The sequence below is a fragment of the Dechloromonas sp. H13 genome, assembly GCF_009469615.1.
Lineage (GTDB): Bacteria > Pseudomonadota > Gammaproteobacteria > Burkholderiales > Rhodocyclaceae > Azonexus.
Window position 1 is genome coordinate 131,407 of the sequence record NZ_SSXX01000003.1, and the last position, 22,721, is coordinate 154,127.

Sequence of the window (22,721 nt, forward strand, 5' to 3'; positions counted from 1 at the left end):
TTCGGGGGTTCAAGAGTGGTTGTTTTTCGGGGTGCTGGCAAGCGTCGTTTTGGCCTTGTTCGGCCCCTGCCGCGGCGCCCGGTAGGACGCCCCGTCGAGGGTCAGGCAATAAGCGTTGTGGCGCAGCCGATCGACGGTGGCGGAAGCCAGCAGGCGGTTGCCCGGGAAGGCCTGGTCCCACTCGGTGAAGTCGAGGTTGCTGGTGACGACGGTGGCGGCCTGCTCGTAGCGCTCGGCGATCAGGTCGTGCAGATCCTCGTCGGCCGGGGCGCGCAGCGGCTTCAGGCCAAAGTCGTCGATGATCAGCAGCGGCACGCGGGCCAGCTGCTGGAGCTTTCTCTCGTAGTTGCCGATGGCCCGGGCCGCGTTGAGGCTCGCGAGCAGCTGGGCGCAGGACGCAAAGACCACGTCCTGCCCCTGGCGCACCGCGCAGTGCCCGAGCGCCTGCGCCAGGTGGCTCTTGCCGGTGCCGCAGGGGCCCACGATGAGCACCGGGGCCTTCTCGTGGATGTAGCGGCCGGTAGCGAGGTCATGGACCAGCGCCCGGTTGGTCGAGGGCAGCCGGTCGAACTCGAAGCCCTCCAGCGTCTTGGTGGCGCGGAAGGCCGCGCGGCGCAGCCGGGTGGCGAACTTCTTCTGCTCGCGCCGGGCCAGCTCGTCCTGAACCAGTAGGGCGAGGAACTCGGTGTAGGCGAGCTTGGCGTCGATCGCCTGGCGGTTGCGCGCATCGAGCGAGTCGAGGATGCCCGAGAGGCGCAGCTGCTTGAGCTGCGGGGCCAGTTCGGTGGCGGGGTTCATGGTGAAGCTCCTTGGTAGGTAAAGACGCCGGGATGGCGTCTTGGGGGTCAGTGAATCGAAGGGGGTTCGTCGGCGAAGAGATCGGCGGCGCCGCGGACGAAGCGGGCCCCGCCGGCGTAGGGCGCGCTGCTGACCGGCCCCGCGGCGGGCGCCAGATCGTGCCCCCCGGCGAGGATGGTCTTGACGGTGCGGTAGTGCGGGCTGTCGTGCGCCAGGGCCCGCTCGCAGGCCGCCTCGAGCCGCTCGGCGCCGTACTTGGCCTTCAGGTGCAGCACCCCCTGGGCCGCCCGCAGGCGCTCGGAGACGCGGTCCGAGAGGAGCCGCTCGATCAGCCGGGCACAGGCCGGCCCGACCCCGGCGGCCTGCTGCAGACACCAGGCGCGGTCATGGGCGAAGAAGGCTCGGGCCTCCGGCGGCAGGTGGTCGGTGACGGTGCGCCGCTCACCGGCCCGGCGGCTACGGGCATGGACGGCCACCGGCTGGAAGTCCTGATACACCGTCACCACGCTGTCGGTGGCGCGCAGCCACAGGCGCTTGCCCACCAGCGTGAAGGGCACCGAGTAGAGCCCGCGCTCGAAACTCACGTGGCAGTCCCGATGCACCGTCACCTGCTGCCAGCTGCCCAGATCCGGCGGCACCGCCGGCAGCGGCAGGAGCAATGCGCGTTCCACCGCAAAGCTCTCCAGCGGCCTCACCCGCGTCGTGCCGTGCGTCCGCTGCCCGGCCACCTGCAAGACCCACTCGCGCACCTGGGCGTTGAGATCCGCCAGATCGCGAAAGCGGCGGGTGGGCAGGAAGTTGCCCTTCACGTACTTCACCCCGGCCTCGACGATGCCTTTCTTCTGCGGGTCCCGCGGCGGGCAGGCATCGATCCGGAAGCCGTAGCCCTCCGCGCACTCGGCGTAGGCCCGCTGCACCTCGGGGTCGCGGGCGCAGGCGCGGGTGATGGCGCACTTGGCGTTGTCGATGATCAGCCGCGCCGGCACCGCACCGAACCACTCGAAAGCGCGCTGGTGGCAGCCGAGCCAGGTGCGCACGCTCTGGTCCCACACGAACTCCACGTACTGGTGGCGCGAGAAGGCGAGGGTCATCACGAAGGCCCAGGTGCGGCGAAGTTCGCCGGTGGCGGCATCGACCAGCTCGGGGCCGGCGCCGAAGTCCACCTGGGCCGCCTCGCCGGGATCGAAGGAGAGGCGCACCGTGGTGTCGGGCGGAAGGTCCCGCCCGATGGCGCCGATCAGGCGGCGGACGCTGGAGTAGTGGCCGGTGAAGCCGTGCTCGCGCACCAGCGCGGCGTGGATCGCCACCCCCGAGACACCCTGGCCGAGCCAGCGCCCGACAAGGGGGCGGTAGGCGCTGAGGGCCGACTGGGCCGAGGCCGGCAGGCGCGGGGGCGCCAGCACGGCGGCGATCTCGGCGTCCGGCGGCAAGGGGCGGCTGGGCTCAAGCCAGCCCTGGGCCTGGGCCAGCGTTCGGAAGCGGGCCGCCTTGGCGCGGCCCATCAAACCGGAGCGGGCAATCTCGCGCTCCGAATCGCCCTGACGCAAACGCATCAGGGCCTGGCGGTACTCGTGCATCTCGATGCTCCTGCGGGCCACCGGCTTCCTCCTGCCAAACCCGGCAGGGTAGCGGTGGGCCGCGAAAGGTCGAGACGTCCGTCAGAGTGAGACTGGCTCCATTACGCCGATCCGGCGCTGGCGCCAATGTGCCGATCCGTGGGTGGCTCCATTACGCCGATCACGGGGTGGCTCCAATGTGCCGGTCACGCCCTGGCTCCATTGTGCCGATCATCAAGTGGCTCCTATGTGCCGGTCGGTGACACTTGCGCGAGGCCGGCATCTAGCGTCTTCGGACACTGCCTCTGGCAGGTCGGATCGGTAACCAGCACCTTGCCGACGATCCTTCGGTAGCGGTCCCGCTTGCTCCACTGGACGTCGACATCCTTGCCGAACACGAGCGTCGACAGGGACCTCTTCGAGCGCTGCCCAAATGGCTGCGCCTTCTCGGGCGCATCGATACCGGCAACCCGGATCTTGTGTTGTTCGCGGTTGGCATCCAGCACGGTGATCGTGTCCCCGTCGGAAACGCCCACCACGGTGCCGCTGAGTGTCGCTGCGTGGACGGAGACGCTCGCGACCAGCATCGTGGACATCAGCAGTTTTCTCGCCTGAATCTTTGTTCTCCTCGCACCTGTGATGCCAAGACGGGCAACTTCCATCAACATGTGGTCATTTTATCCCTGACGATCTGAACGACGTCATGGATGCTCGAAATGAGTTGAAACTTGTGGATTCTGATGGTGTTGGGCGGGCAGTCCCGCGAGGTGATTATGCTGACTGACGACAATGATCACCTGCCGCAGCCGGCAGCATCCGGCCATTAGCTGTCCGTGGCGGTTACATTTGAAAATTCTGCGTCCGACCCCGCTGAACGGCTGCTTTTAGGCGTCCAAATTGATGGGGAGAATTTCAGTACCCGGCCAGAAGCGGTAGTTTGTCCTCGGCAGTAAGCTGCCGGTCAAAGGGCTGCTCAACTCTGAAACCTGCCGGATACCCTATTCACACATATCGGCCAGGGCGGTCATTGGGCCTGTGGCCAAACTTGGGCAGCAATGTGCCAGTTACCTGAAGTATGGCCGATCTTACGTAAATAGTCGGCGCCGGCGGGACGGCAGGTTGTCGCGTCCCGCCCCGGCTTTCAGTGCGCGATTGGCTGGAAACCTGGGTCGTCGAAATACTTGCCGTAGTTGTCGAGCGCACCGATAACCTTGACCGCACCGTCCATGCGCTTGGCCTGCTTCACCTTGCCCGCCATTTGTTCGGCGCCGGCGAGCAGGTCGGCGATGATGAGGTGCAACTGCTCATCGGCCTGGGTGCCGAGCTTGCAGTTGGCAACCATATTGCCAACTGCATCCTCCACTTTTTTCGCCAACGCCCCGTAGCCCTTGGACGACAGCTTGTTCTCATGAATCGCGTGCAGTGAGGATGCCATCGACTGGCGAATTTCGCCCATGGACTTGCGCAGCGGGGCGTCCGTTTCCCATTTCTTGCCGGCGTTGAGTTGCAAGGTGGCGGACGTCGTGCCGTGGCCATGGTCGTGGGCTTCGTTCGCTGCGAAGGATGGGCCGGTAGCGGCAAGGGTCAGCACAGTCAGGGCGGTCAGAAGGTAGGGTTTCATGGGTGTGATTCTCCAGAACAGATGATGGTTGATGGGAGCACTCAATTGGCAATGATTCCGACGATATCGCTTCTTCAGCTTGGCCAATTATGCTCATCGAAGCTGAACGCCGGATGAACAAACAACCCAGTGTGTGCAACAACAAAATGCTGGTTCACTTCTACCGAAAACTACCGTGTTGCCTGGGGTGATAAGCAAACCCCACGGCGCCATCTTCAGTCTGGCGAGTGCAATGGTGAGAGTCAAACTGCCGGCAGTATCAACGAGACTTGAAGCCCGCCCAATGAGGATTTAGCCAACACCAAATCACCACCGTACATTCGCGCCAAGTCGGCGGTTATGGCAAGCCCCAGACCCGTACCGGGAACCTGCTCATCCGCGCGAACCCCTCGTTTGAGTACATGATCGCATTCGGTCTCGGCTATGCCCTTGCCGTCGTCATCGATGCTCACCCGGAGTTTGCCAGACTCGTCCGAGACTTGAATCTCGATCCGTGATCTGGCCCACTTCGACGCGTTATCGATCAGATTCCCCAGCATTTCCTGTAAATCCTGTTCTTCACCACGGAATGCCAGATTGGCTTGATCAGGATGCACGACAAACTCAAGCTGGCGGTCTGCATGCACCCGCTGCATGACCCGCACCAGTCCCTGGATGACAGGCTCAACGGCGGTGCGTATGCCAGGAACTTGTACCGATGCGGCAGCCTGTGCCCGGCTCAGGTGGTAATCGACCTGCTTGCGCACGGCATCGACTTGCGATGCGACCAGACGTGCCAAGTCGTCATCTCCCTTCTTGGGAGCATTGGCGGCATTGGCGAGGACGCTCAGCGGCGTTTTAAGCGCATGGGCAAGGTTGCCGGCTTGCGTTCGGGCACGCTCGACCACTTCAGCGTTTTGCGCCAGCACCGTGTTGAACTCATTCACCAGCGGCATGATCTCGTTCGGGAAGGTGCCTTCCATGTTTCGGGCATCTCCGTGCCGGACACGCCCTAGGGCGTTTTGCATGCTACGTAGTGGAGCAAGCCCGACGAATACCTGCATCAAAGCGGCGAGCGTCAATCCCATTCCAAGTATGCCCAGCGCCATCCAAAGATGGCCTTTGAAGTCCTCGACAGGCACTGTCATCAGACTTTCATTGGCCGCAGTCATCAACCTCAGGGAGTGAGTGTCAATGGTGACGGTGCGTTCCACCACTCTTAGAGCAACTCCTTGGGGGCCTTCAATCCGATGCTGATGAATCTCTCCGTCCGCCGGGGTATCGGCCGGGACCGTCAATGTTTCATCCCACAGTGAGCGGGAACGCAAAACAGCCTTGACGGGTTGCTCATCCGCAGCGGGGATGCGATCGATCTGCCAATACAGGCCGGACAGGGGCTTGTTAAGGCGCGGGTCACTCGGAAGCAATCGAACCTGGGCCTGATTCTGCTCATCGAGAATTAGTTGGGCTGTTAGCTGATCCAGATGATTCTTCAGTTCCACATCGAACTGGGCTTCGACATGCTGATGAAAGAGTTGGCCAAGCCCCCAGCCCGCAACCAGAATCGAAATGACGATCCAGACGAGCGTGCCCGCCAAGAGACGTATACGCAGGGAGTTGCGTAAGAAGGCAAAGTTCATTGTGCTTTGTTGAGCCGGTAGCCCAATCCGCGCACGGTTTCGATCAGGCCCGGTGGCAGTTTCTTGCGCAAGCGCGCGATAAATACCTCGACCGTATTCGAATCACGATCGAAATCCTGCGCGTAAATATGTTCGGTCAGCTCCGCACGGGAGACGATTTCACCCGGATGGTGCATCAGGTAAGCGAGAACGCGGTATTCATGGCTCGTCAGCGTCAGGGCAGTTCCATCCACACTGACACGGCTAGTACGGGTATCCAGTGTCAGCGGACCGCAAACCAACTCGGTACTGGCATGGCCGCCCGCACGGCGAATCAGGGCCCGGAGCCTCGCCAGGAGCTCTTCCATGTGAAAAGGCTTGGTCAGGTAGTCGTCCGCGCCGGCATCGATGCCGGCCACTTTCTCCCGCCAGGTATCGCGTGCCGTCAGGATCAACACCGGTAAAGTACGACCTGCCGTACGCCATTTCTTGAGAACCGTGATGCCATCCATCTGCGGCAGGCCGATGTCGAGGACGATGGCATCGTAGGGTTCGGTCTCCCCCATGAAATGACCATCGACTCCGTTGTGGGCGACATCCACGACATAGCCGACCGATTGGATGCCTTCGACCAGCTGTGCCGCCAGCGTCGGCTCATCTTCGACGACCAGAATGCGCATTAGCGGGGCTCTCCTTGCTCGTGTGGTTTATGCGGTTTGCCCGGCTTCTCCTTGAAACCGAGGATGGTGCCATCTCGAGCCTGAATTTTCAGCTTCATCAAGGCGCCTCCCTTGCGCAATAACTTGATTTCATAAACCCACTCACCCTTTTCGCGGTCGAGTTCAACTTCCATGACCTTGCCGGGATAGTCGCGTTCGACCCGATCAAGAATCGTGCGCAAGGGCAGCACGTCCCCCGCCTCGACGGCTTGGCGGGCACGTTCATGGTCAGCGTTATCTGCTGCGTAACTGACTCCCGTACCCAACATTGCCACCATTATCCAAATGAACAAGCCTGTCAGTGTGCGGCGCGATTGGGTGGTGATTCTCGACGACATACTCAACTCCGCAGTTTTCCAGTCTGATCTTTTAGCGCTTTGAATATGAACGCAGGATGAACAAGCGATTCAGCCTTCATTCAGACAGGGAGGCGCAAAGTGCGCTCCACAGTCCGATAACCGCAAGGAGAAACGCATGAAGAACATGTTGTTCGTCACCTCAGGAATTGTCGCCATGATACTCAGCACCGCGACACTCGCCGGTCCGCGCGAAGATTTGCTAACCCAGTATGCCGCAGCCGCCAAGGCAACGAGCTTTTCAGCAGCACGTGGGCAAACCTTACATACCCAGAGCTTTTCTGGTGGGAAGCCTGACACGCCTTCATGTACAACCTGTCACGGCAAGGACACCCGGGGGGCCGGCCGGGCGCTGACCGGCAAGACCATCGAACCGGTTGCCGTGTCGGTGATGCCAATGCGTTATACCGATCCGGCCAAGGTCGAAAAGTGGTTCAAGCGCAATTGCACCGAAGTATTGGGGCGCGAATGTACCCCGCAGGAGAAGGGTGACTGGCTCACCTTCGTGATTGGTCAGTAATCCCATTCAAAGGAGACTCCCGTGCGCATTCCCTATCGCCCACTTGCCATCGGCCTCGTGACCTTGGCTTTTTCTGCCCTTGTATTAGCCCGTGCCCTGGCCGGTGACCGCCATTACTTTGCCCCGGTGGCCAATCCAGTCGTCAAAGAAGAGTGTGGAAGTTGCCATCTGGCCTTTGCACCCTCGATGCTCCCGGCGCGATCCTGGCAGCGCATGATGGGCGAGTTGGACAAGCATTTCGGAGATAACGCCAGCCTCGATCCGGCCGCCGCCGAGAAGATTACGAACTATCTCGTTGCCAATGCAGGTGATGCGGGGGGCCAGCGCTACAGCAGCAAATTGCTCAAGGGCGTGGCCACCGGGGCTGCTCCACAGCGCATCACGGAATTGCCCAAATGGGTGAGCGAACATCGCAAAGTGCCCGACTGGGAGTGGCGCCACAAGGAGGTACGCACCAAAGCGAACTGTGTCGCCTGCCATACCGCAGCAGAACAAGGCTATTACGAAGAATGACTATTTCAGACGCTTTCCTGAGTAGGAGGATTTCACCATGCGACCATTAACCATCACTGCACTGCTTGCCACAGTTTTCGTCTCAGTTTCGAGTCATGCCCAGGATGTCCGCTCTGCCAAAAACGACACGGCGAGATGGCTATCGATTCCCGAAGTGGCCGCCAGATTGGAATCTGCCGGTTATCGAAATATCGAGAAGATCGAACGTGAAGGCGGCAGCTATGAGGTCAAGGCCGCCGACCAGGCGGGCCGGCGGATCAAGCTGTATGTGCATCCCCAAACTGGCGAGGTCATCGACCAGCGGCAGCGTGACAAATACGACGGTGGCCATGCGAAGAGCAATCAGCGCAGTTCTGCTGACTGCAACGAGCGACGCTGCCGTGATGACTTGCCCCAACCGGGAACCATTCAACCTGCCGCTGGAAAATGATCCATCAGGAGTTCTGACATGAAATTCTTGCTCGGCTCGCTACTCGCCATCGTCTCACTGGCTTGGGGAATGGATGTGCTTGCCACAGGTGGAAGCAGTGGCGGCACTCTGCCATGGGTAATCCGGCAGGAAGCGCTCTATCTGAGTGGGCTGCTATCGATCGCTTTGATGTCGCTGGCGATGTTTTTGTCCACACGTCCCGCTTGGCTCGAAACCCCGCTGGGCGGTATGGATCGAGTCTATCGGACCCATAAATGGGCCGGCATACTCGCGGTGAGCTTCGCCGTAGTGCATTGGCTGGTAGAGGAAATCGTCGGAGACATTCTGAAAGCGATGGTCGGACGCGAAGGCCGCATACCCAAGGAGCAATTCACCGGCTTCCTGGAAGTGATGCGCGACCTAGCGAAGGACATGGGGGAGTGGGCGTTTTATCTTGTACTGGCAATGCTGGTCATCACCTTATGGAAGCGGTTTCCCTATAAAACCTGGCGGGTAGTGCATCAGGCAATGCCTGTGCTTTATCTGATGCTGGCGCTGCATGCAGCTATGCTCGCTCCGACAGATTACTGGACCCAACCAGTCGGCATTCTCATCGCGTTGCTTGGCGTTGCCGGAATTTATGGCGCCCTGTACTCGCTGGTGGGTCGCATCGGGAGAGCACGCCGCGCCAGCGGGACAGTGACGGCCATCGAGCAACCTTCCCCGGATGTGCTTGCCGTCAAGTGCCAACTCGACAATAACTGGCGAGGTCATCGCCCTGGTCAGTTCGCATTCATTTCCTTCGACGAAAAGGAGGGGGCTCACCCATTCACGATCGCCAGTGCTGATCGGGGTGATCGAAGCATCAGTTTCCAGATCAAGGCGCTCGGTGATTACACCCGCACCCTGGGCAAGCGACTGAAGGTCGGTCATGCCGTCAAGGTTGAGGGGCCTTATGGTCGCTTCGACATGGCCCGGCAGGATTCGAGCGCCCAACAAATCTGGATTGCCGGTGGGATCGGGGTGACGCCGTTTCTGGCCTGGCTGGACTCCTTGCAACAGACACCGAGCCAGGTTTCAGCGGACCTCCACTACTGCACCCGTGATCGAACCAATGATCCCTTTGTCGCCCGCCTCGAGGCAAGCTGCGCCGCCTTGCCCGGAATCCGTCTGCACATTCATGGCGCCCAACAGGGCGAAGCATTAAGCGCAGCCGATGTGGCGGATACGCTAAATGGCTCGCGCCGTTTGGAAATCTGGTTCTGCGGGCCACAAGGCTTGGCCGAAAAACTCAAACAAGAACTCGGACGAATCGGACAAGGCCGGTTCAGTTTTCATCAAGAAGCATTTGAAATGCGGTGACCCCTCTAATCGGTCTGTACGACTGCTCGACTCAGTAACCCGTCGTTCACAGGCGAGCCAATTTTTACCAGCCAAGGACAACAGTCGCTGCGAAGGCGACGTTGGGTTGAAAGACCGACCGTCTCTTCAGGGTCGCCAGCGCTCAGTGACGAATGGCTGCTTCCAGGAAGCGAAACTTCAACGGCGGCTTTACGGCGATGAGCTCGGAGAGGGCAAGTTCGCGTCCCGACCCTCAGCGGCCGGTCGATCCGTCAGAGATTCAACAACAGCTATCAGAGTGGAGTGGTCGCACCGGGCGTCAGCCCAGTGTCATCACCTCGGCCAAAACAGCCGTTCCTATGCGGTGAAGTATCAGTCCGCTCTGTCCTATAGAGCAGCCATTGATACTTGGCTGCACACTGACCCGGCCATCGGGGCGGCAAGCGCCTCTATAGAGAGGACTACGCCGACACTTGTTCGACAACCCGTGCCAATTTAGGTCGGCCTTTGGGGAAGAACCCCTCATTCGGAAAGAACCGTCTCAGCAGTCCGAAAGGCGTCGGCCGCCAGCGGCACACCACAATAGACGGCAGCGTGCAGGAGGATTTCCCGAATTTCCACAGCGGAAGCGCCATTATTGAGCGCCCCCCGGACATGCCCGCGCAATTCGTGTTGGCGCCCCAACGCTGCGAGCATGGCTAACGTGATCAGGCTGCGTGTTTTCAAATCTATACCGTCGCGGCACCAGACGGACCCCCAGGCATTAGCGGTAATGAAATCCTGTAAGGGTCGGGTGAATTCCGTAGCATTTGCAAAGGCCGTGTCGACGAACTTGTCACCCATGACCTTTCGGCGCACTTCAAGCCCTTCGATATACGCATCGGTCATCGATCTTTCTCCTTGAGTTGGCAGTTGGCGAGCGCCTTTTTGCCAAGTCGCCGTGCAGCACTTCAACAGCGCGCCGGCACTCGACCCGAGTCAGATACCTGAGCGAATGGCGATACTGAATATCCGACAGCTTACCGCCCTGATCTGAAGTTACAGGCCAATTGCCAAGCATAGCCAAACCAGCGCCAACCCTGACCAGATCGGTGTTCATGAGACGGCATCCAACTCCGTGAGATGGCGTGCGCTGAGGCCTGGCGAAACAAAGAAGGGGCATGCTGTTTTCGCCCTAACCTCATCCACCGAGACACCGGGTTGCAATTCGATCAGGGTCAGTCCACCGCCGCCATTGACGATAAATACACAGAGGTCAGTGATGATCATATCCACGACCTCCTTGCCGGTCAGCGGCAAACTGCACTTAGGCAGGATCTTGGGGGAACCGTCCTTAGCAGTGTGTTCCATCAGGACAATGACCCGCCCGACACCGGAGACCAGGTCCATGGCGCCGCCCGGTCCCTTGACCATCTTGCCTGGCACCATCCAGTTGGCCAGATCGCCGTTTTCCGACACTTCCAGTCCGCCGAGAATCGACAGGTCGACATGGCCGCCGCGGATCATCGCGAAGGAATCGGCGCTGGAGAAAAAGCTACTGCCGGGAATGCTGGTGATGGTCTGCTTGCCGGCATTGATCAGATCGGGGTCGACGTGCTCGCTGGAGGGAAAGGGACCGATGCCGAGCAAACCGTTTTCCGATTGCAGCGTGACATGAATCCCCTCGGGGATGTAGTTGGCGACCAGCGTCGGGATGCCGATGCCGAGGTTGACGTAGTAGCCGTTGCGTAGTTCCTGTGCCGCCCGGCGGGCCATTCGGTCGCGCACCGGATCGTGCTTGCCCGGCGTGGCGGCATCGGCGGTGGTGCGGAACTCGATGCGCTTCTGATAGCCACTGCCCTGGATGATCCGGTCGACGTAGATGCCCGGCGTGTGGATCTGATCCGGGTCAAGTTCGCCAACGTCGACCAGTTCCTCGACCTCGGCCACCGTGATGCACCCGCAGGTGGCGATCATCGGATTGAAGTTGCGTGCCGTCTTGCGGAAGACGAGGTTACCGGCCCGGTCGCCCTTCCATGCCTTGACGATCGCCAGGTCGGCCTGGATGGCCGGTTCCAGCACGTAGTCCTTGCCGTCGAATTGACGGGTTTCCTTGCCTTCGGCCAGGCGCGTACCGTAGGCCGTTCGCGTGTAGAAACCGGGAATGCCGGCGCCGCCGGCGCGTAGACGTTCGGCCAGAGTGCCTTGCGGCACCAGTTCCAGTTCCAGTTCGCCAGCCAGAACCTGGCGTTCGAACTCCTTGTTTTCGCCAACATAGGACGCAACGACCTTGCTGACCTGCCGCATCTTGAGCAGCGGCCCCATGCCGAAATCGTCGACCCCGGCATTGTTGCCGACAATGGTCAGATCGCGGGTGCCGGCCTGCAGCAGGCCCTCGATCAGGTTTTCCGGAATGCCGCACAGGCCGAAGCCGCCGGCAGCGACGGTCATGCCGTCGAAAAGCAGGCCGTCGAGGGCGGCCTGGCTGGTTGCATACACCTTGTTCATCTTGCGCAGTCCCCTGATGATTTTTGTTGTACCGAGCGAAGACAGGCGAGCGCCGGAGAAACCGGCCCTCGCCTGTTTCAGGTCTTAGTCAGCCCGTTCGGGAACCGGCAGGTTGACCCATTCCTTGTAGAAGGCTTCGATATCCGGCTCGAAATCGTGGATCACCGGATACCACGGGGTCGGCGCCTCGACATCGTGCATGGCGCCGCACTCGGGGCAGTAGTACTCGCGGTAGACCTGCCACTCAGTGTCGGGGGCCATCAACTTGGGATAGACCTCGGTCATCGCCTCTTCCGTCCGGCGAACATAGACTAGGGCGTTCAGCTTCCAGTTTTCACGGTAATCGCCAAAGACGTGACCGCAATCGCACTGGTTGACCCACTGCTTGGTCTTGGCTTGCTGCACGATGTAGAGGTGCGGCCCGAGCGGCAGGATGATCTTGTCGCTGAACTTGACCTTGGACTGCAGGGCCGCCAGATACTGCTCGAAGCGGCCATGGTCCTTGGGCATGGACAGCATGCGGAAGGTGGTTTCCCAGTCGAGGCTGCCCTCGACGAGGTGGGCGACCTGGTCATTGGTATAGGTAGACATGTTCAAGCTCCTGATAAGGGTGATTATTCTTCGACCTGGACGACGGTAGTGACGTCCGGCAGCAATGACAGATCCATGCGGTGCTTGGAGCCGTAGGTGGGTACGCCCAATTCGTCTTCCAGCAATTGCCAGCTGTCCGGCAGACTCCAGAACTCCTTGAACTCCTGGGTAAACTTCTTGGACAGGGCGAAGCTGGTCGCGAACATATGCTTGACCTGAATGGAGGCGTGCTTGTTGAGGATGCGTTCGCGTTCTGCTTTCATCCACTCCCTGGTTGGCAGGGCGCGGGCCAGACGTTCCTTGCGGATTTCGCCTCGCCGGGCCTGAGTCTTGGCCGCATCGACCGTGAATACGCCCTTGGCATCCTGCGTTAAGACCGCGCCATAAACCTTTTGCGCATATTCCGGCAGCAGGAATTTCTGGTTCAGGTCGTTCTCGATCGCCTTGGGGTCACGATCGATCGGATCGCCAAAGCCGGGACCGCCGCGCAGGTAGTTCAGGTAGAGATCATGATTGGCGTAGCAATCCTCCGTCGTCATGCACTGCTTGTCCCGCTTGACGGTCGACGTGGCATCGAGGTGACGCTCATAGTCGGGGCTGCTCGGGTCGAGATCGCCGCCCAGCGGCAGCGAGTCACCGATCGCGATACGTTGCTCAAGACCGGTATTGTGCGCTTCGAAACGGTAGCCGGTGGCGGATGGGTAGCCGCCCATCATGCCCCAGTCGCTGTTCATGTAACCGTTGCCCATGAAGAACATCGTCCAGTCCTGGGCATTCCACACCATGCGCAACGTCTCGAAGCCGCAGCCGCCACGATACTTGCCGTAGCCGCCGGAATTGGCCTTCACGTTGCGGCCGAGGTACAACAGCGGCTCTGCCATTTCCCAGATCTCGATGTCGCCCATGTCGCCTTCCGGATTCCAGATGGCAGCGGCGTGATTCAGGCCGTCCTTGACGGCGCAGGCGCCGGTCCCGCAGCTCGATGCTTCGAAGCTGTTGACCGCGTGAATATCGCCGTCCTGATTGATGCCGCCGCCCTGCAGCCAGTTGGAGGTATTGGCGTTGCCGGCATTGACCTCCTCCAGGTAGCCGCGGCTGAAGTAGGACTGGCTCAAACCGCGCCACAAGGCCGCCCAACCGGAGACCAGGAAGTGCCAGGCGTAGGCGTGGCCGGTGCGGCGGTCATCCGGATTGCACCAGCTGCCCTTGGGCAGGTGGAACTCGGTGGCATAGTAGGCCCCATCGTTGATGCGCTGGGTCGGCACCAGGGTCTGGCACATCATCACCCAGATGCCCGAGGTGAAGGCCACCTGGTGGGCATTGAAGGTATGCCAGCCCCAGCGGCTGGCGCCTTCGAAATCGAGCCGCCATTTGCCGTCTGGTTTGATGGTCATCTCGCAGGGCGAGTGCATGATTGAATCCAGCTTGGCAAAGGCGTTCGAAACCTGCACGTCTTCGTGCTTGTAGGGAACGTCGACAAAGGACACCTTGCGATACTTGCCGGGCAGAGTCATCGCCTTGATGCGGCCCATCAGGCCGCGGCGGCCTTCTTCGATGACTTCGTGCGAGAACTTCTCGTAGGCTTCCAGACCGTCGGCCCGGATGACGTCCTCGACCAGCTCGCGAATCATGTGGCAGCCGGCGATGCGGGTTTTCTCGTCGAGAATCCAGTATTTCGGCGTGCGTACCGAGCGTTGCGATTCGTGCAGCCAGTCGCGCAACGGCTCGTCGTTCACACCGGTCTTGCGGCAAGTGATCATGTAGCCGTCGCCGAAACGCTGGGTCTGTCCCGTTGACATCGACCCCGGGGTGACTGCGCCGGTATCGATGACGTGGGTGACGCCGCCAACCCAGCCAATCAACTTGCCGTCCCAGAAGATTGGCACGATGGTGGCGATGTCACAGGGGTGCACGTTGCCGATGGCGCAGTCGTTGGTGGTGAACATGTCGCCGGGATTGATCGTCGGATTGGCTTCCCAGTTGTTCTCGATCATGTACTTGATCGCCGCGCCCATGGTGCCGACGTGAATGATGATCCCGGTCGAGGTCAGGACGCAGTCGCCAGCTGCGTTGTAGAGCGTGAAGCAGAGTTCGCCTTCTTGCTCGACGATTGGGCTGGCGGCGATTTTTTTCGCCGTCTCGCGGGCATGGACAAGGCCGCCACGCAGTTTGGAGAACAGCTTTTCGTAGCCGATCGGGTCGTGGTCACGGAATTCGAGTTTTTCCAGGCCGTTGTAGTAACCGGTGGTCTTGGTGCGCTCGATGATCGCATCACGATGTTCCTTGAGTGTCAGGCCACTTTTCAGCAGATTGCCGATACCGATTTCTTTTTTGCTCATCATATTCATGGTGGGTCTCCTCACTTGACTTCTTTGAGATGGAACAGGCGATGCTTGTCGATGGTGGTTTCGAAGCCATCCGGGACAACGAAGGTCGTTGCGTCGGATTCGATAATGGCCGGACCGACGATGTGGTTGCCGGCCTTGAGACCTTCCATCTTCCACAGCGCCGCTTCCACCCATTTCTTGTGGCGATAGAACGGGCGGGTACCGAGATAGGCTTCCTGGGGCGGCGTCGGGCCGGCGTCCGGATCTTCCGGCAGGACCGGCTTTTGCGTTACGACCATGCCGCGCAGGATGGCGCCGGTAACCGAGAAGCCGAGTTCCGGCGAGCGTGCCGAATTGGCGTAAACGCGGCCATAAGTGTTCTCGAAGGCCTCGATGATCTGCTGCCAGTCGGCGGCAGTTGCCGCTGTCGTTACCGGCGAGACGATTTCGAGGTCATTGAGTTGGCCCATGTACTGCATCTTGTAGCCAGGGATCAGCAGTACGTCTTCGGCCTTGTAGCCATTGATGACGAACTCGTCGATTACCTTGGTCGCGAGTTCTTCCCAGGCTTGCTGCAGGGTCGTGCAGGCGGCAATCTTCTGCTCGTCGCTGGCAAACTGGGCGACGCCCAGATCGACCGATTTGTCATAGCGGTACTCAAAATCGGCACAGGCGCAGCCAAAAGCCGAAAAACCGGCAGCCCAAGCCGGCACCACGACATCCTTGAAACCCACGCCTTCGGTATAGCCGTAGGTATGAACCGGACCTGCACCACCGTAGGAGAAGCACGTGAATTCAGCCGGGTTGTAACCCTTGGCACTGATGTTGGCACGCAAGTATTCCGATAGCGTCAGGTCGAGCAGTTCGATGACGCCCGAGGCGGCATCCTCGACCGACAGACCGAGCGGGTCGGCGATCTGCGCCTTGATGTGATCGCGGGCGCGCTGGACGTCTAGCTTGATGGCGCCGCCTAGGAAGTTATCCGGATTCAGGTAGCCGAGGACGACGTGGCAGTCGGACACCGACACGGTATCCAGGCCGCTTTCCGGCCAGCAGGTGCCGACACGATAACCGGCACTGTCCGGGCCAAGCTTGATCGACTTGCTGTAGGGGTCGAGACGGACGAAGCTGCCGGCGCCGGCGCCGACCGAATCCATGGCGACCAGCGGCAGGGAGAGAACCAGGCGGGCCATGTCCGGGTCGGACTTGATGGCGAAATTGCCCTTGGTGATCAGCGCCACGTCGAAGCTGGTGCCGCCGATGTCCGAGCAGGCGATGTTTTCGTCGCCGAGATATTCGCCGAGGAGCTTGGAGCCGATCACCCCGCCGATCGGGCCGGAGACGATGGTACGGGCCAGTTCCTTGGCCTTCCAGCTGATTGTGCCGCCGTGCGTCGCCATGACCCGCAGGTCGAACTTGGCACCATGCTTCTTGAAGCGGTCGCTGACCTTCTTCAGTGTCTGGCGCGAGGGTTCGGCACCGTAGGCTTCGAGGATGGTGGTGTTCATCCGGTGACTTTCCTTGCGCGACGGGTAGTAATCGACCGAGGCGAAAACCGGGATATCGGATTTGAGCTTTTTCAGTTCGTCGCGGACGATATCGCGTGCCCGTTGCTCGCTGCTCTCGTTCTTGTGCGATTGCAACAGGCAAATGACGATGGCTTGGGAGCCAGCTTCGACCAGTTCGCGGGTGGCCTGGCGTACTTCATCCGCGCGAAGCGGAATGACGATCTTGCCTTGCACGTCGGTCCGTTCCGTGACCCCACGCGTCCGGGAGACAGGGACCAGAGGATCATCGTAGCGGTGAGTGTTGAGGTGGATGCGGTCTTCCAGGGCGTAGCCGAGATAGCTCTGCAGGGCGCGACCCATGGAATGAATCTGCTCGAAGCCCTTGTTGCAGATCAGGCCGACGTTGAGGCCCTTGCGCATCAGGATGCGGTTGAGCATGGCGGTGCCGGAATAAACGCAGGTGGCGAGCTCCGGATAGACATCGTCGACCTTGCGCCCCCAGTGGGCCAGGGCATCGACCGATGAGTTGTAGATGGCGAGGGATTCATCGCCCGGGTTACTTTGCGCCTTGCCGACGACGAAGCGACCGTCGGCCCGGACAAAGAAGGTATCGGTCATCGTGCCGCCGGCATCGATGCCCATCACCTGTACGTTTGACTGCTCGATTTGCATGTTTGTCTCCTGTCATTGGTGTGTGTGTGAGATGTCCCACGCTGACTTAATGGCAAGGGGCGGGCCAGCAGACAAAAAAATCATCGAATGCCAAATGTTTTCCAATAAAACAGTGATTTGGCGAAATGTCTGACAAAACGATAGTTGTCCGGAGAATGGCGTGAAAACGTCCGGAATATCGACGTTGAAATCACACTGTCCGGAATCCGGACACTTTTTCTTGGTTTTATTGCGCCGCACAACCAATTGATTTGCAAAGACTTTTATTGACTTCTCGGCTGTTGGTGGCTAGGGTTATGATTAGGTAAATTTGTTGTTCCGTCGCCATTTTTCCGGAGCCCCCAGCGAGCCTGATGTGTGTCCTCATCGCAATCTTCTAATTCCACGAACCGTCGATGAGTCTGTGGTCGCCAGCTCCTGGGAAAGCTTCCTTCAGGGGCGGCCGCTAAGCGGCCATGGCGTACGTAAAGTCGTGCTCAACTCCTGGCTACGCAGCCGCTCCGGTGCGGTCGATCCGGCCATTGGCAGCGCGCCTACTACGAATGGCGACAAGATTCTCCAACTACGCGCGCGATCCCAAGATCTGTTTGAGGCGGCTAAACCGGTACTCGAAACGCTGCGAGAAATCCTGCGTGAGTCCGGTACCCTGATCATGCTGAGCGATCCCAGCGGGACCATTCTCGACCTGAATGGCGAGACCCGAGCGCGCGACGCGGGTGAGCAAATCAATCTGGCGCCCGGTGGCTGCTGGAGCGAAGAACTGATCGGCACCAACGCCATCGGTACCACTATTGCCACGCATCAGCCGGTGCAAATCTACGCTAGTGAGCATTACTGCATTGACGTCAAGCACTGGACCTGCGCCGCTGCACCCATCCTCGACCCTTTGGGCAGGAATCTGCTCGGCGTCGTGGACGTGTCCGGCGTCAAGGAAACCTTCCATGGCCATACGTTGGGCCTGGTTATTTCGGCGGCCAAGCAGATTGAGGGTATTCTGGCCCGGCGCGATGCCGAATTGCACAGCCGTTTGCTCGAGCAGGCAATGGATGGATTTACCCGATATGCCAACGATTGTGTCGTGCTGTTCGACCAGCGTGGCCGTATAGTCAAAACCAGCGGCAGCATGCAGCAGGCCCGCGAGATGTATGGCGTGCGCCTGCCCTTCGAAATTGGCAGTCAGCTGACCGTTCTCGATTTTTCCGTCCATCCCGATGAACGCCTTCGCCAGATGCCGGTCTGGTTGCGTTCGGAATGGCTGCACCCCGTGCGTTCCCGCGATGGCGACCTGGGCACCTTGCTGGTTATCCCGATCGGTGCGCCGGGTCGGCCAGCATCGGCCATTTCCACCCCGGCCAGCAAGGCAACCGACGAAATCTTTGCCGAGATTATCGGTACCAGCCAAGCCATTACGACGGCAAAGAACCGGGCACGCCGGATTGCCCCGCTTGATTTGCCGGTTCTGCTGCTCGGTGAAACCGGTGCAGGCAAGGAGATCTTTGCGCGCTCGATCCACAAGGCGAGTAACAAGCCGGACGGACCTTTCATTGCCGTCAATTGTGGTGCTTTAACCCGCGAGTTGCTGGCCAGCGAATTGTTCGGTTACAGCGAAGGAGCCTTTACCGGCGCTCGCCGCAGCGGGCTGCCAGGCAAATTCGAACAAGCCAATGGCGGCACCCTTTTTCTTGATGAGATCGGCGAGATGCCGCTCGATATGCAGCCCCATCTCTTGCGTGTGCTTCAGGATGGCGTGGTCGTTCGGCTTGGCGATACCAAGGAACGCAAAGTGTCCGTGCGGATTATTGCTGCAACCAATCGAGATCTAAAAACGGATGCCGGTACCGGCCGCTTCCGTGAAGATCTTTTCCACCGACTCTGCGTCATCAGTCTGCACCTGCCACCCTTGCGCGAGCGCCCCGAGGATACCGAAGCGATCATCGGCAATCTCAACCAGCGTCTGGCCCGCAAATACGGCTGCCCACCGAAAAGCCTGGCTCCGGATGTTTTGCACCATCTGTTGCGTTATCGCTGGCCGGGAAATATCCGTGAATTGCAGAATGTCTTTGAAGCCATGTTTGCGCTAAGCGATGGGAATCGTATCGACAGCAGCCAGCTCCCACCGCATATTGTCGGTGCTACGATCGATGCGGTGCTGACCCTAGGTGAACGTACACCTGCCATGGTAGCCGGCCGCTTGGCTGAAATGGAGCGCACGGCAATCAATGCTGCAATTGCCAACTGCCACGGCAACCTGTCAATGGCCGCGAGAACACTGGGGATTTCGCGTAGCACGCTCTACGTGAAGTTGGCAGCAATGCGCGACCTACCGACAGCTGGGTCATTGTCGTAAAGATAGTAGGGCTTTTTGAGTTTCGGTCATTGAAATATATTTTTCGTTCAAAGATCTGCATGACTGCCTATGATCGCAGTTGGGCCTTACGTCCACCTCCGCATTTGGGTACAAGCTTATATATCCGGACACCAATTGCGGGCACTACTCCACACGAAATGCAAATGACCGGTCTGTAATCAGCATCGCCCATTGCCATTTTGAGACGGAGAATGTCCGTTCATACATCTTGGTTACGTCGGCTCCGGGTCGGGAGTACGTATTCGCTAAATGAGAAAGCTGCCGCTCGCCATGATGTAGGGCCCAACGGCAACTTACTGCCGGACTGCTGACCGACATTTAGCGATCAGCCAACGGCGGCAAAGGCCGATTTGTGTGAATCAGCCCGACGGCAGGTTACGGAGTACTGCGGTAGCCCAGATGGCCGGTTTGGGGAAACGACGAGCGGCAGCAGTTGGCCGAACGTGTGAGTCCGCGAACGGCGGCTTCGTAGAAGCGAAACGCGAAAATCCGTAGCTCGGCGTGCGGCAGCTTTGGAGAATGCTGTAGGTCGGCTGAGGGTCGGTGGCAGCCCTTCAGCGAGTAACCAAGCGGCATCAGGCTGTTACCGGCCAGAAGCCGACGGTAATGACGCGTATCAGCAAGCCGACATTCACCATGTAATGGGGTATTCTTAACAAGTTTTTTGCCCCTAGCTTTGCCACTATATTGGTGAAGTGGAGATACTGATTTGAAAATTGCGCATAGAACTTGCTGGCGCAAAACTTCGCGGCGCGTCGCAGAGTCAATCAAAAATTAAATATGGCTTACGTGACTTACTCACTTCTGGTTCCGCTCGGCGCACGGATTCCACTTGCACTTCGCAATGCTTCTCTCTACGACTGACACGGGATGCGCTTGATGAGCCAACACTTGCTTTTCGCTAGTTTTAGCGATGCCAATAGTTTTCTAAAGAAAATACGAATCGGGAAGATTCAACGAAAACCAAATACAGATTTGTACATCTGGGACTCAGAGTATGCCAGCCTCACCGAAGAGCATAAAAACATGATCGAAGAGGCGGACGGGTCGATATTTGTGTGGACAGACACCGACACTGGGCTAACGTGGCTATTTGAAGACCATATGATGTGGTTGGACTTAAAACGGTTGAATGCAACTAGCTACGGTGGTCACGATGACTGGCGAGTGCCTACCCTGCGCGAGTTGAAGACTCTAAGCTCTAACGTAAAAAACAAGTTTGGTTGCTATGTCAAAGAGGGTCTCAAGAACAGGCTTAGAGGTAATTACGAGTCCTGCACGCCTTACCGTCACTGGACGGAAAGAGCATGGTGGAACTTTGACATTGGACAATCAACAACGGAAGAATACTCGGAGGGAAAAATCAGGTGGGGATCAGAGGGCAATTATGCCGGGTTCGAGAAAGACACAATCCACAACTCTGCGCAATTAATCCTCGTCCGTGGGATCGACACCCAGTTTCTCTGCGACTGGGCAATATGTTTGCGCGACTGGGCCGAGAGCAATGAACTTTTCGAATTTCCTGTAACGCAGAAAAACATTGAAGAGCTAGAGAGATTACATCTGGGTTTGGCGAGGCCCACCGCTGAAATATCCCGGCTGCCGAACCTTAAATTCCTTAGCTGCAAAGCAAATCTGGGAATTGAAGATGTACTGTTTTCTATTACTGGTCTTGAGGAACTAGTGCTTGACGCTCCTTACAAAAAACCGTGTCTAGAAGAAATTCCTGCGTCAGTCCGGAACTTACGTCATCTTGTGTCGTTCAGGGCTAACCTATTCGGCCTCAAAAAGATCCATGAGGCAATAGGATCACTCGAACGACTTCAGAGTCTCGATCTAAAAATAAACAAACTCGAATCTATCCCGAACTCTATTGGTGATCTTGGCGAGCTACGATCCCTCGATCTTTCCAGCAATGAAATCACCGTAATTCCGAACTCGATTGGACAGCTTCAACAACTTGAGAAATTCTTCATCGGCGGACATTTCGATCATCTTCCCGAATCTATTGGCAATCTCGCTCAGCTGCTGGAAATTAATATTCGATCAGACAAACTTACAGAGATTTCAAATGGCGTTTACAACCTTTCCAAGCTAAAAAGTCTGGTATGTAAAGCGCCGCTCAGGGAAGTTTCGCACCGTCTAGTTGAGCTAAAAAGCCTTAAAATTCTTATAATTGAAAATGCGCTTTTAGAGTCTATGCCGAATGACGTGTTTGCAATGTCGTGGCTGCATAGCCTAAGTATCATCGGAGCACCAATGAAGCGAATTCCAGACGAAATATCTGGTATGTCCAACCTTGAGCTACTTGACCTGAGCAGAACTCAAATCACAGAGCTACCGAGATCACTGTTACGCTTGGAAAATCTGCGGTTCTTGAACGTATCCGCTACACAGATTAATTCGCTACCAGAATGGCTCAGCGAAATGAAATCTCTTTCAATAATTTGTGGGCAGGGAGTTAAATTCCCGGAAGTTTTGCGAAACAAAAGGGCAATTCACGCTCCCTATTTGATTTGTTGACATGATTGACTACAACACAATCCTGCAAACCGTCGCCGCAATCAGTTCTGCCATAGCTGCCATCCTTGCTCTGTGCGTAGTAAAGAGCACCTTCACCTTCCAAAAGAATTCACTGCTGAAGAGAGCGAGCATTGAGCAGATTCTGAAACTGTTGCACCAGTTTCACTACCTGAAGTCGCTCACAGGCCAAGCAGTGCTTGGTATGGCCGATGAGGAAGTTACCGGTCTAAAGCAGCGAATTTCAGAAATAAGGGAGAGCGTCATGGCTCTCGAATCCATGATCTCCGATCATGCAAGAGCCGACGTGAAAACGGTTAGTGATGTCGCGCATCACCTACGTGAAGAAAACGTCTTAGCGCGCGATGAGAGCACGCCAAATGCCGCCCTCGGCCAGCTACTGGATGACGCCATCAGTGCCTTACAAAACATCTATCGCTTGGAGATCAAATGAACATGAAAAAACTTCCAATTAATCGGAAAAAAGCACTTTTATAAATGGATCATTTCACCAGGAAACTGGACGATAGCGCCCCGCCGAGTCGGTGGTCAAATCGTTAAACGACAGCTTTTCTCAAGCGTCAACTTCCGCTTTGGGTCGTCTGCCGTCCGCCGGCTTTGAGAGCGCATGACCGTTTCGTCGTCTCCTGCCGTTCGCTCGGTCATGCCTTTGGCGCGATCCACCAAGTCGAACCGGAATCACTGATCACGTCGGATTGAACCCTATGCCCACGGGTGACTGGAATCCGCAAACCTTCCGCCCCAGCGGCTGTCGCCTTGACGGCGCTGCCACGAGGCCGCATCCGTCGTCGCAACG

19 protein-coding genes and 1 pseudogene are annotated in these 22,721 nt (G+C 58.5%); 7 read left to right on the top strand and 13 right to left on the bottom strand.

From position 1 onward, the window contains the following. Positions 1 to 9: 9 nt before the first annotated feature. The 7 genes from istB to GH660_RS09020 all read right to left on the bottom strand — a co-directional run bounded on the left by istB (position 10) and on the right by GH660_RS09020 (position 6,630). Entirely contained in the window at positions 10 to 798 is a 789-nt protein-coding gene (gene istB, locus GH660_RS08990) for an IS21-like element helper ATPase IstB (RefSeq protein WP_153146331.1), read from the bottom strand. A gap of 47 nt (positions 799 to 845) precedes the next feature. Further along, positions 846 to 2,375: an IS21 family transposase gene (gene istA, locus GH660_RS08995; protein ID WP_153146332.1), complete on the bottom strand. Its 1,530-nt coding sequence runs from the start codon at positions 2,373 to 2,375 to the stop codon at positions 846 to 848. Positions 2,376 to 2,599: 224 nt separating this feature from the next. After that, positions 2,600 to 2,950 (bottom strand): thermonuclease family protein, encoded by a 351-nt coding sequence (locus GH660_RS09000; RefSeq protein ID WP_228276427.1) that lies wholly within the window; start codon positions 2,948 to 2,950, stop codon positions 2,600 to 2,602. A 545-nt stretch (positions 2,951 to 3,495) separates the two neighbouring features. Further along, positions 3,496 to 3,975, bottom strand: a complete 480-nt coding sequence (locus GH660_RS09005; RefSeq protein ID WP_228276428.1) for a hypothetical protein — start codon at positions 3,973 to 3,975, stop codon at positions 3,496 to 3,498. Positions 3,976 to 4,217: 242 nt separating this feature from the next. Then, the gene (locus GH660_RS09010) at positions 4,218 to 5,594 is read right to left on the bottom strand and encodes a sensor histidine kinase (RefSeq protein WP_153146333.1); all 1,377 of its coding nucleotides are present in this window, start codon (positions 5,592 to 5,594) and stop codon (positions 4,218 to 4,220) included. Then, entirely contained in the window at positions 5,591 to 6,253 is a 663-nt protein-coding gene (locus tag GH660_RS09015) for a response regulator transcription factor (RefSeq protein WP_153146334.1), read from the bottom strand. Before GH660_RS09015 ends, GH660_RS09010 begins: the two co-directional genes overlap by 4 nt. Then, positions 6,253 to 6,630, bottom strand: a complete 378-nt coding sequence (locus tag GH660_RS09020; RefSeq protein ID WP_153146335.1) for a PepSY domain-containing protein — start codon at positions 6,628 to 6,630, stop codon at positions 6,253 to 6,255. The genes GH660_RS09015 and GH660_RS09020 overlap by 1 nt, the downstream gene beginning before the upstream one ends. A 136-nt stretch (positions 6,631 to 6,766) precedes the next feature. Here GH660_RS09020 and GH660_RS09025 point away from each other — a divergent pair, with 136 nt between their 5' ends. The 4 genes from GH660_RS09025 to GH660_RS09040 are packed head-to-tail and all read left to right on the top strand — an operon-like array spanning position 6,767 to position 9,452. Next, entirely contained in the window at positions 6,767 to 7,168 is a 402-nt protein-coding gene (locus GH660_RS09025; protein ID WP_153146336.1) for a DUF1924 domain-containing protein, read from the top strand. A gap of 21 nt (positions 7,169 to 7,189) precedes the next feature. Further along, positions 7,190 to 7,681 carry a diheme cytochrome c gene (locus tag GH660_RS09030; RefSeq protein WP_153146337.1) on the top strand — a complete coding sequence of 164 codons (492 nt, stop codon included), beginning with the start codon at positions 7,190 to 7,192 and terminating at the stop codon, positions 7,679 to 7,681. Positions 7,682 to 7,718: 37 nt separating this feature from the next. Then, positions 7,719 to 8,111, top strand: a complete 393-nt coding sequence (locus GH660_RS09035) for a PepSY domain-containing protein (RefSeq protein ID WP_153146338.1) — start codon at positions 7,719 to 7,721, stop codon at positions 8,109 to 8,111. 18 nt (positions 8,112 to 8,129) lie between these two features. Further along, the gene (locus GH660_RS09040) at positions 8,130 to 9,452 is read left to right on the top strand and encodes a ferric reductase-like transmembrane domain-containing protein (protein ID WP_153146339.1); all 1,323 of its coding nucleotides are present in this window, start codon (positions 8,130 to 8,132) and stop codon (positions 9,450 to 9,452) included. Positions 9,453 to 9,953: 501 nt separating this feature from the next. Here GH660_RS09040 and pcaC read toward each other — a convergent pair. The 6 genes and pseudogenes from pcaC to GH660_RS09065 all read right to left on the bottom strand — a co-directional run bounded on the left by pcaC (position 9,954) and on the right by GH660_RS09065 (position 17,016). Then, positions 9,954 to 10,319 (bottom strand): 4-carboxymuconolactone decarboxylase, encoded by a 366-nt coding sequence (gene pcaC / locus GH660_RS09045; protein WP_153146340.1) that lies wholly within the window; start codon positions 10,317 to 10,319, stop codon positions 9,954 to 9,956. 207 nt (positions 10,320 to 10,526) lie between these two features. Next, positions 10,527 to 11,186: a 3-oxoacid CoA-transferase subunit B gene (locus GH660_RS18200; RefSeq protein WP_228276450.1), complete on the bottom strand. Its 660-nt coding sequence runs from the start codon at positions 11,184 to 11,186 to the stop codon at positions 10,527 to 10,529. Positions 11,187 to 11,243: 57 nt separating this feature from the next. Further along, positions 11,244 to 11,918: pseudogene (locus GH660_RS18205) on the bottom strand (CoA transferase subunit A); the annotation flags it as partial. 84 nt (positions 11,919 to 12,002) lie between these two features. Next, positions 12,003 to 12,509 carry an acetone carboxylase subunit gamma gene (locus tag GH660_RS09055; protein WP_153146342.1) on the bottom strand — a complete coding sequence of 169 codons (507 nt, stop codon included), beginning with the start codon at positions 12,507 to 12,509 and terminating at the stop codon, positions 12,003 to 12,005. Between the two features lie 23 nt (positions 12,510 to 12,532). Next, positions 12,533 to 14,857 carry a hydantoinase B/oxoprolinase family protein gene (locus GH660_RS09060; protein WP_153146343.1) on the bottom strand — a complete coding sequence of 775 codons (2,325 nt, stop codon included), beginning with the start codon at positions 14,855 to 14,857 and terminating at the stop codon, positions 12,533 to 12,535. 11 nt (positions 14,858 to 14,868) lie between these two features. Continuing rightward, complete coding sequence (locus GH660_RS09065; protein WP_153146344.1) at positions 14,869 to 17,016, bottom strand: hydantoinase/oxoprolinase family protein; 2,148 nt, start codon at positions 17,014 to 17,016, stop codon at positions 14,869 to 14,871. Positions 17,017 to 17,419: 403 nt separating this feature from the next. On the opposite strand from GH660_RS09065, the gene GH660_RS09070 reads away from it, so the two are divergent. From GH660_RS09070 to GH660_RS09080, 3 genes are all read left to right on the top strand, one after another. Then, positions 17,420 to 19,363 carry a sigma-54-dependent Fis family transcriptional regulator gene (locus tag GH660_RS09070; RefSeq protein ID WP_228276429.1) on the top strand — a complete coding sequence of 648 codons (1,944 nt, stop codon included), beginning with the start codon at positions 17,420 to 17,422 and terminating at the stop codon, positions 19,361 to 19,363. A gap of 900 nt (positions 19,364 to 20,263) precedes the next feature. Beyond that, entirely contained in the window at positions 20,264 to 21,907 is a 1,644-nt protein-coding gene (locus tag GH660_RS09075) for a DUF1566 domain-containing protein (RefSeq protein ID WP_194266274.1), read from the top strand. A 1-nt stretch (position 21,908) separates the two neighbouring features. Then, entirely contained in the window at positions 21,909 to 22,358 is a 450-nt protein-coding gene (locus GH660_RS09080) for a hypothetical protein (RefSeq protein WP_153146347.1), read from the top strand. Positions 22,359 to 22,721: the final 363 nt, after the last annotated feature.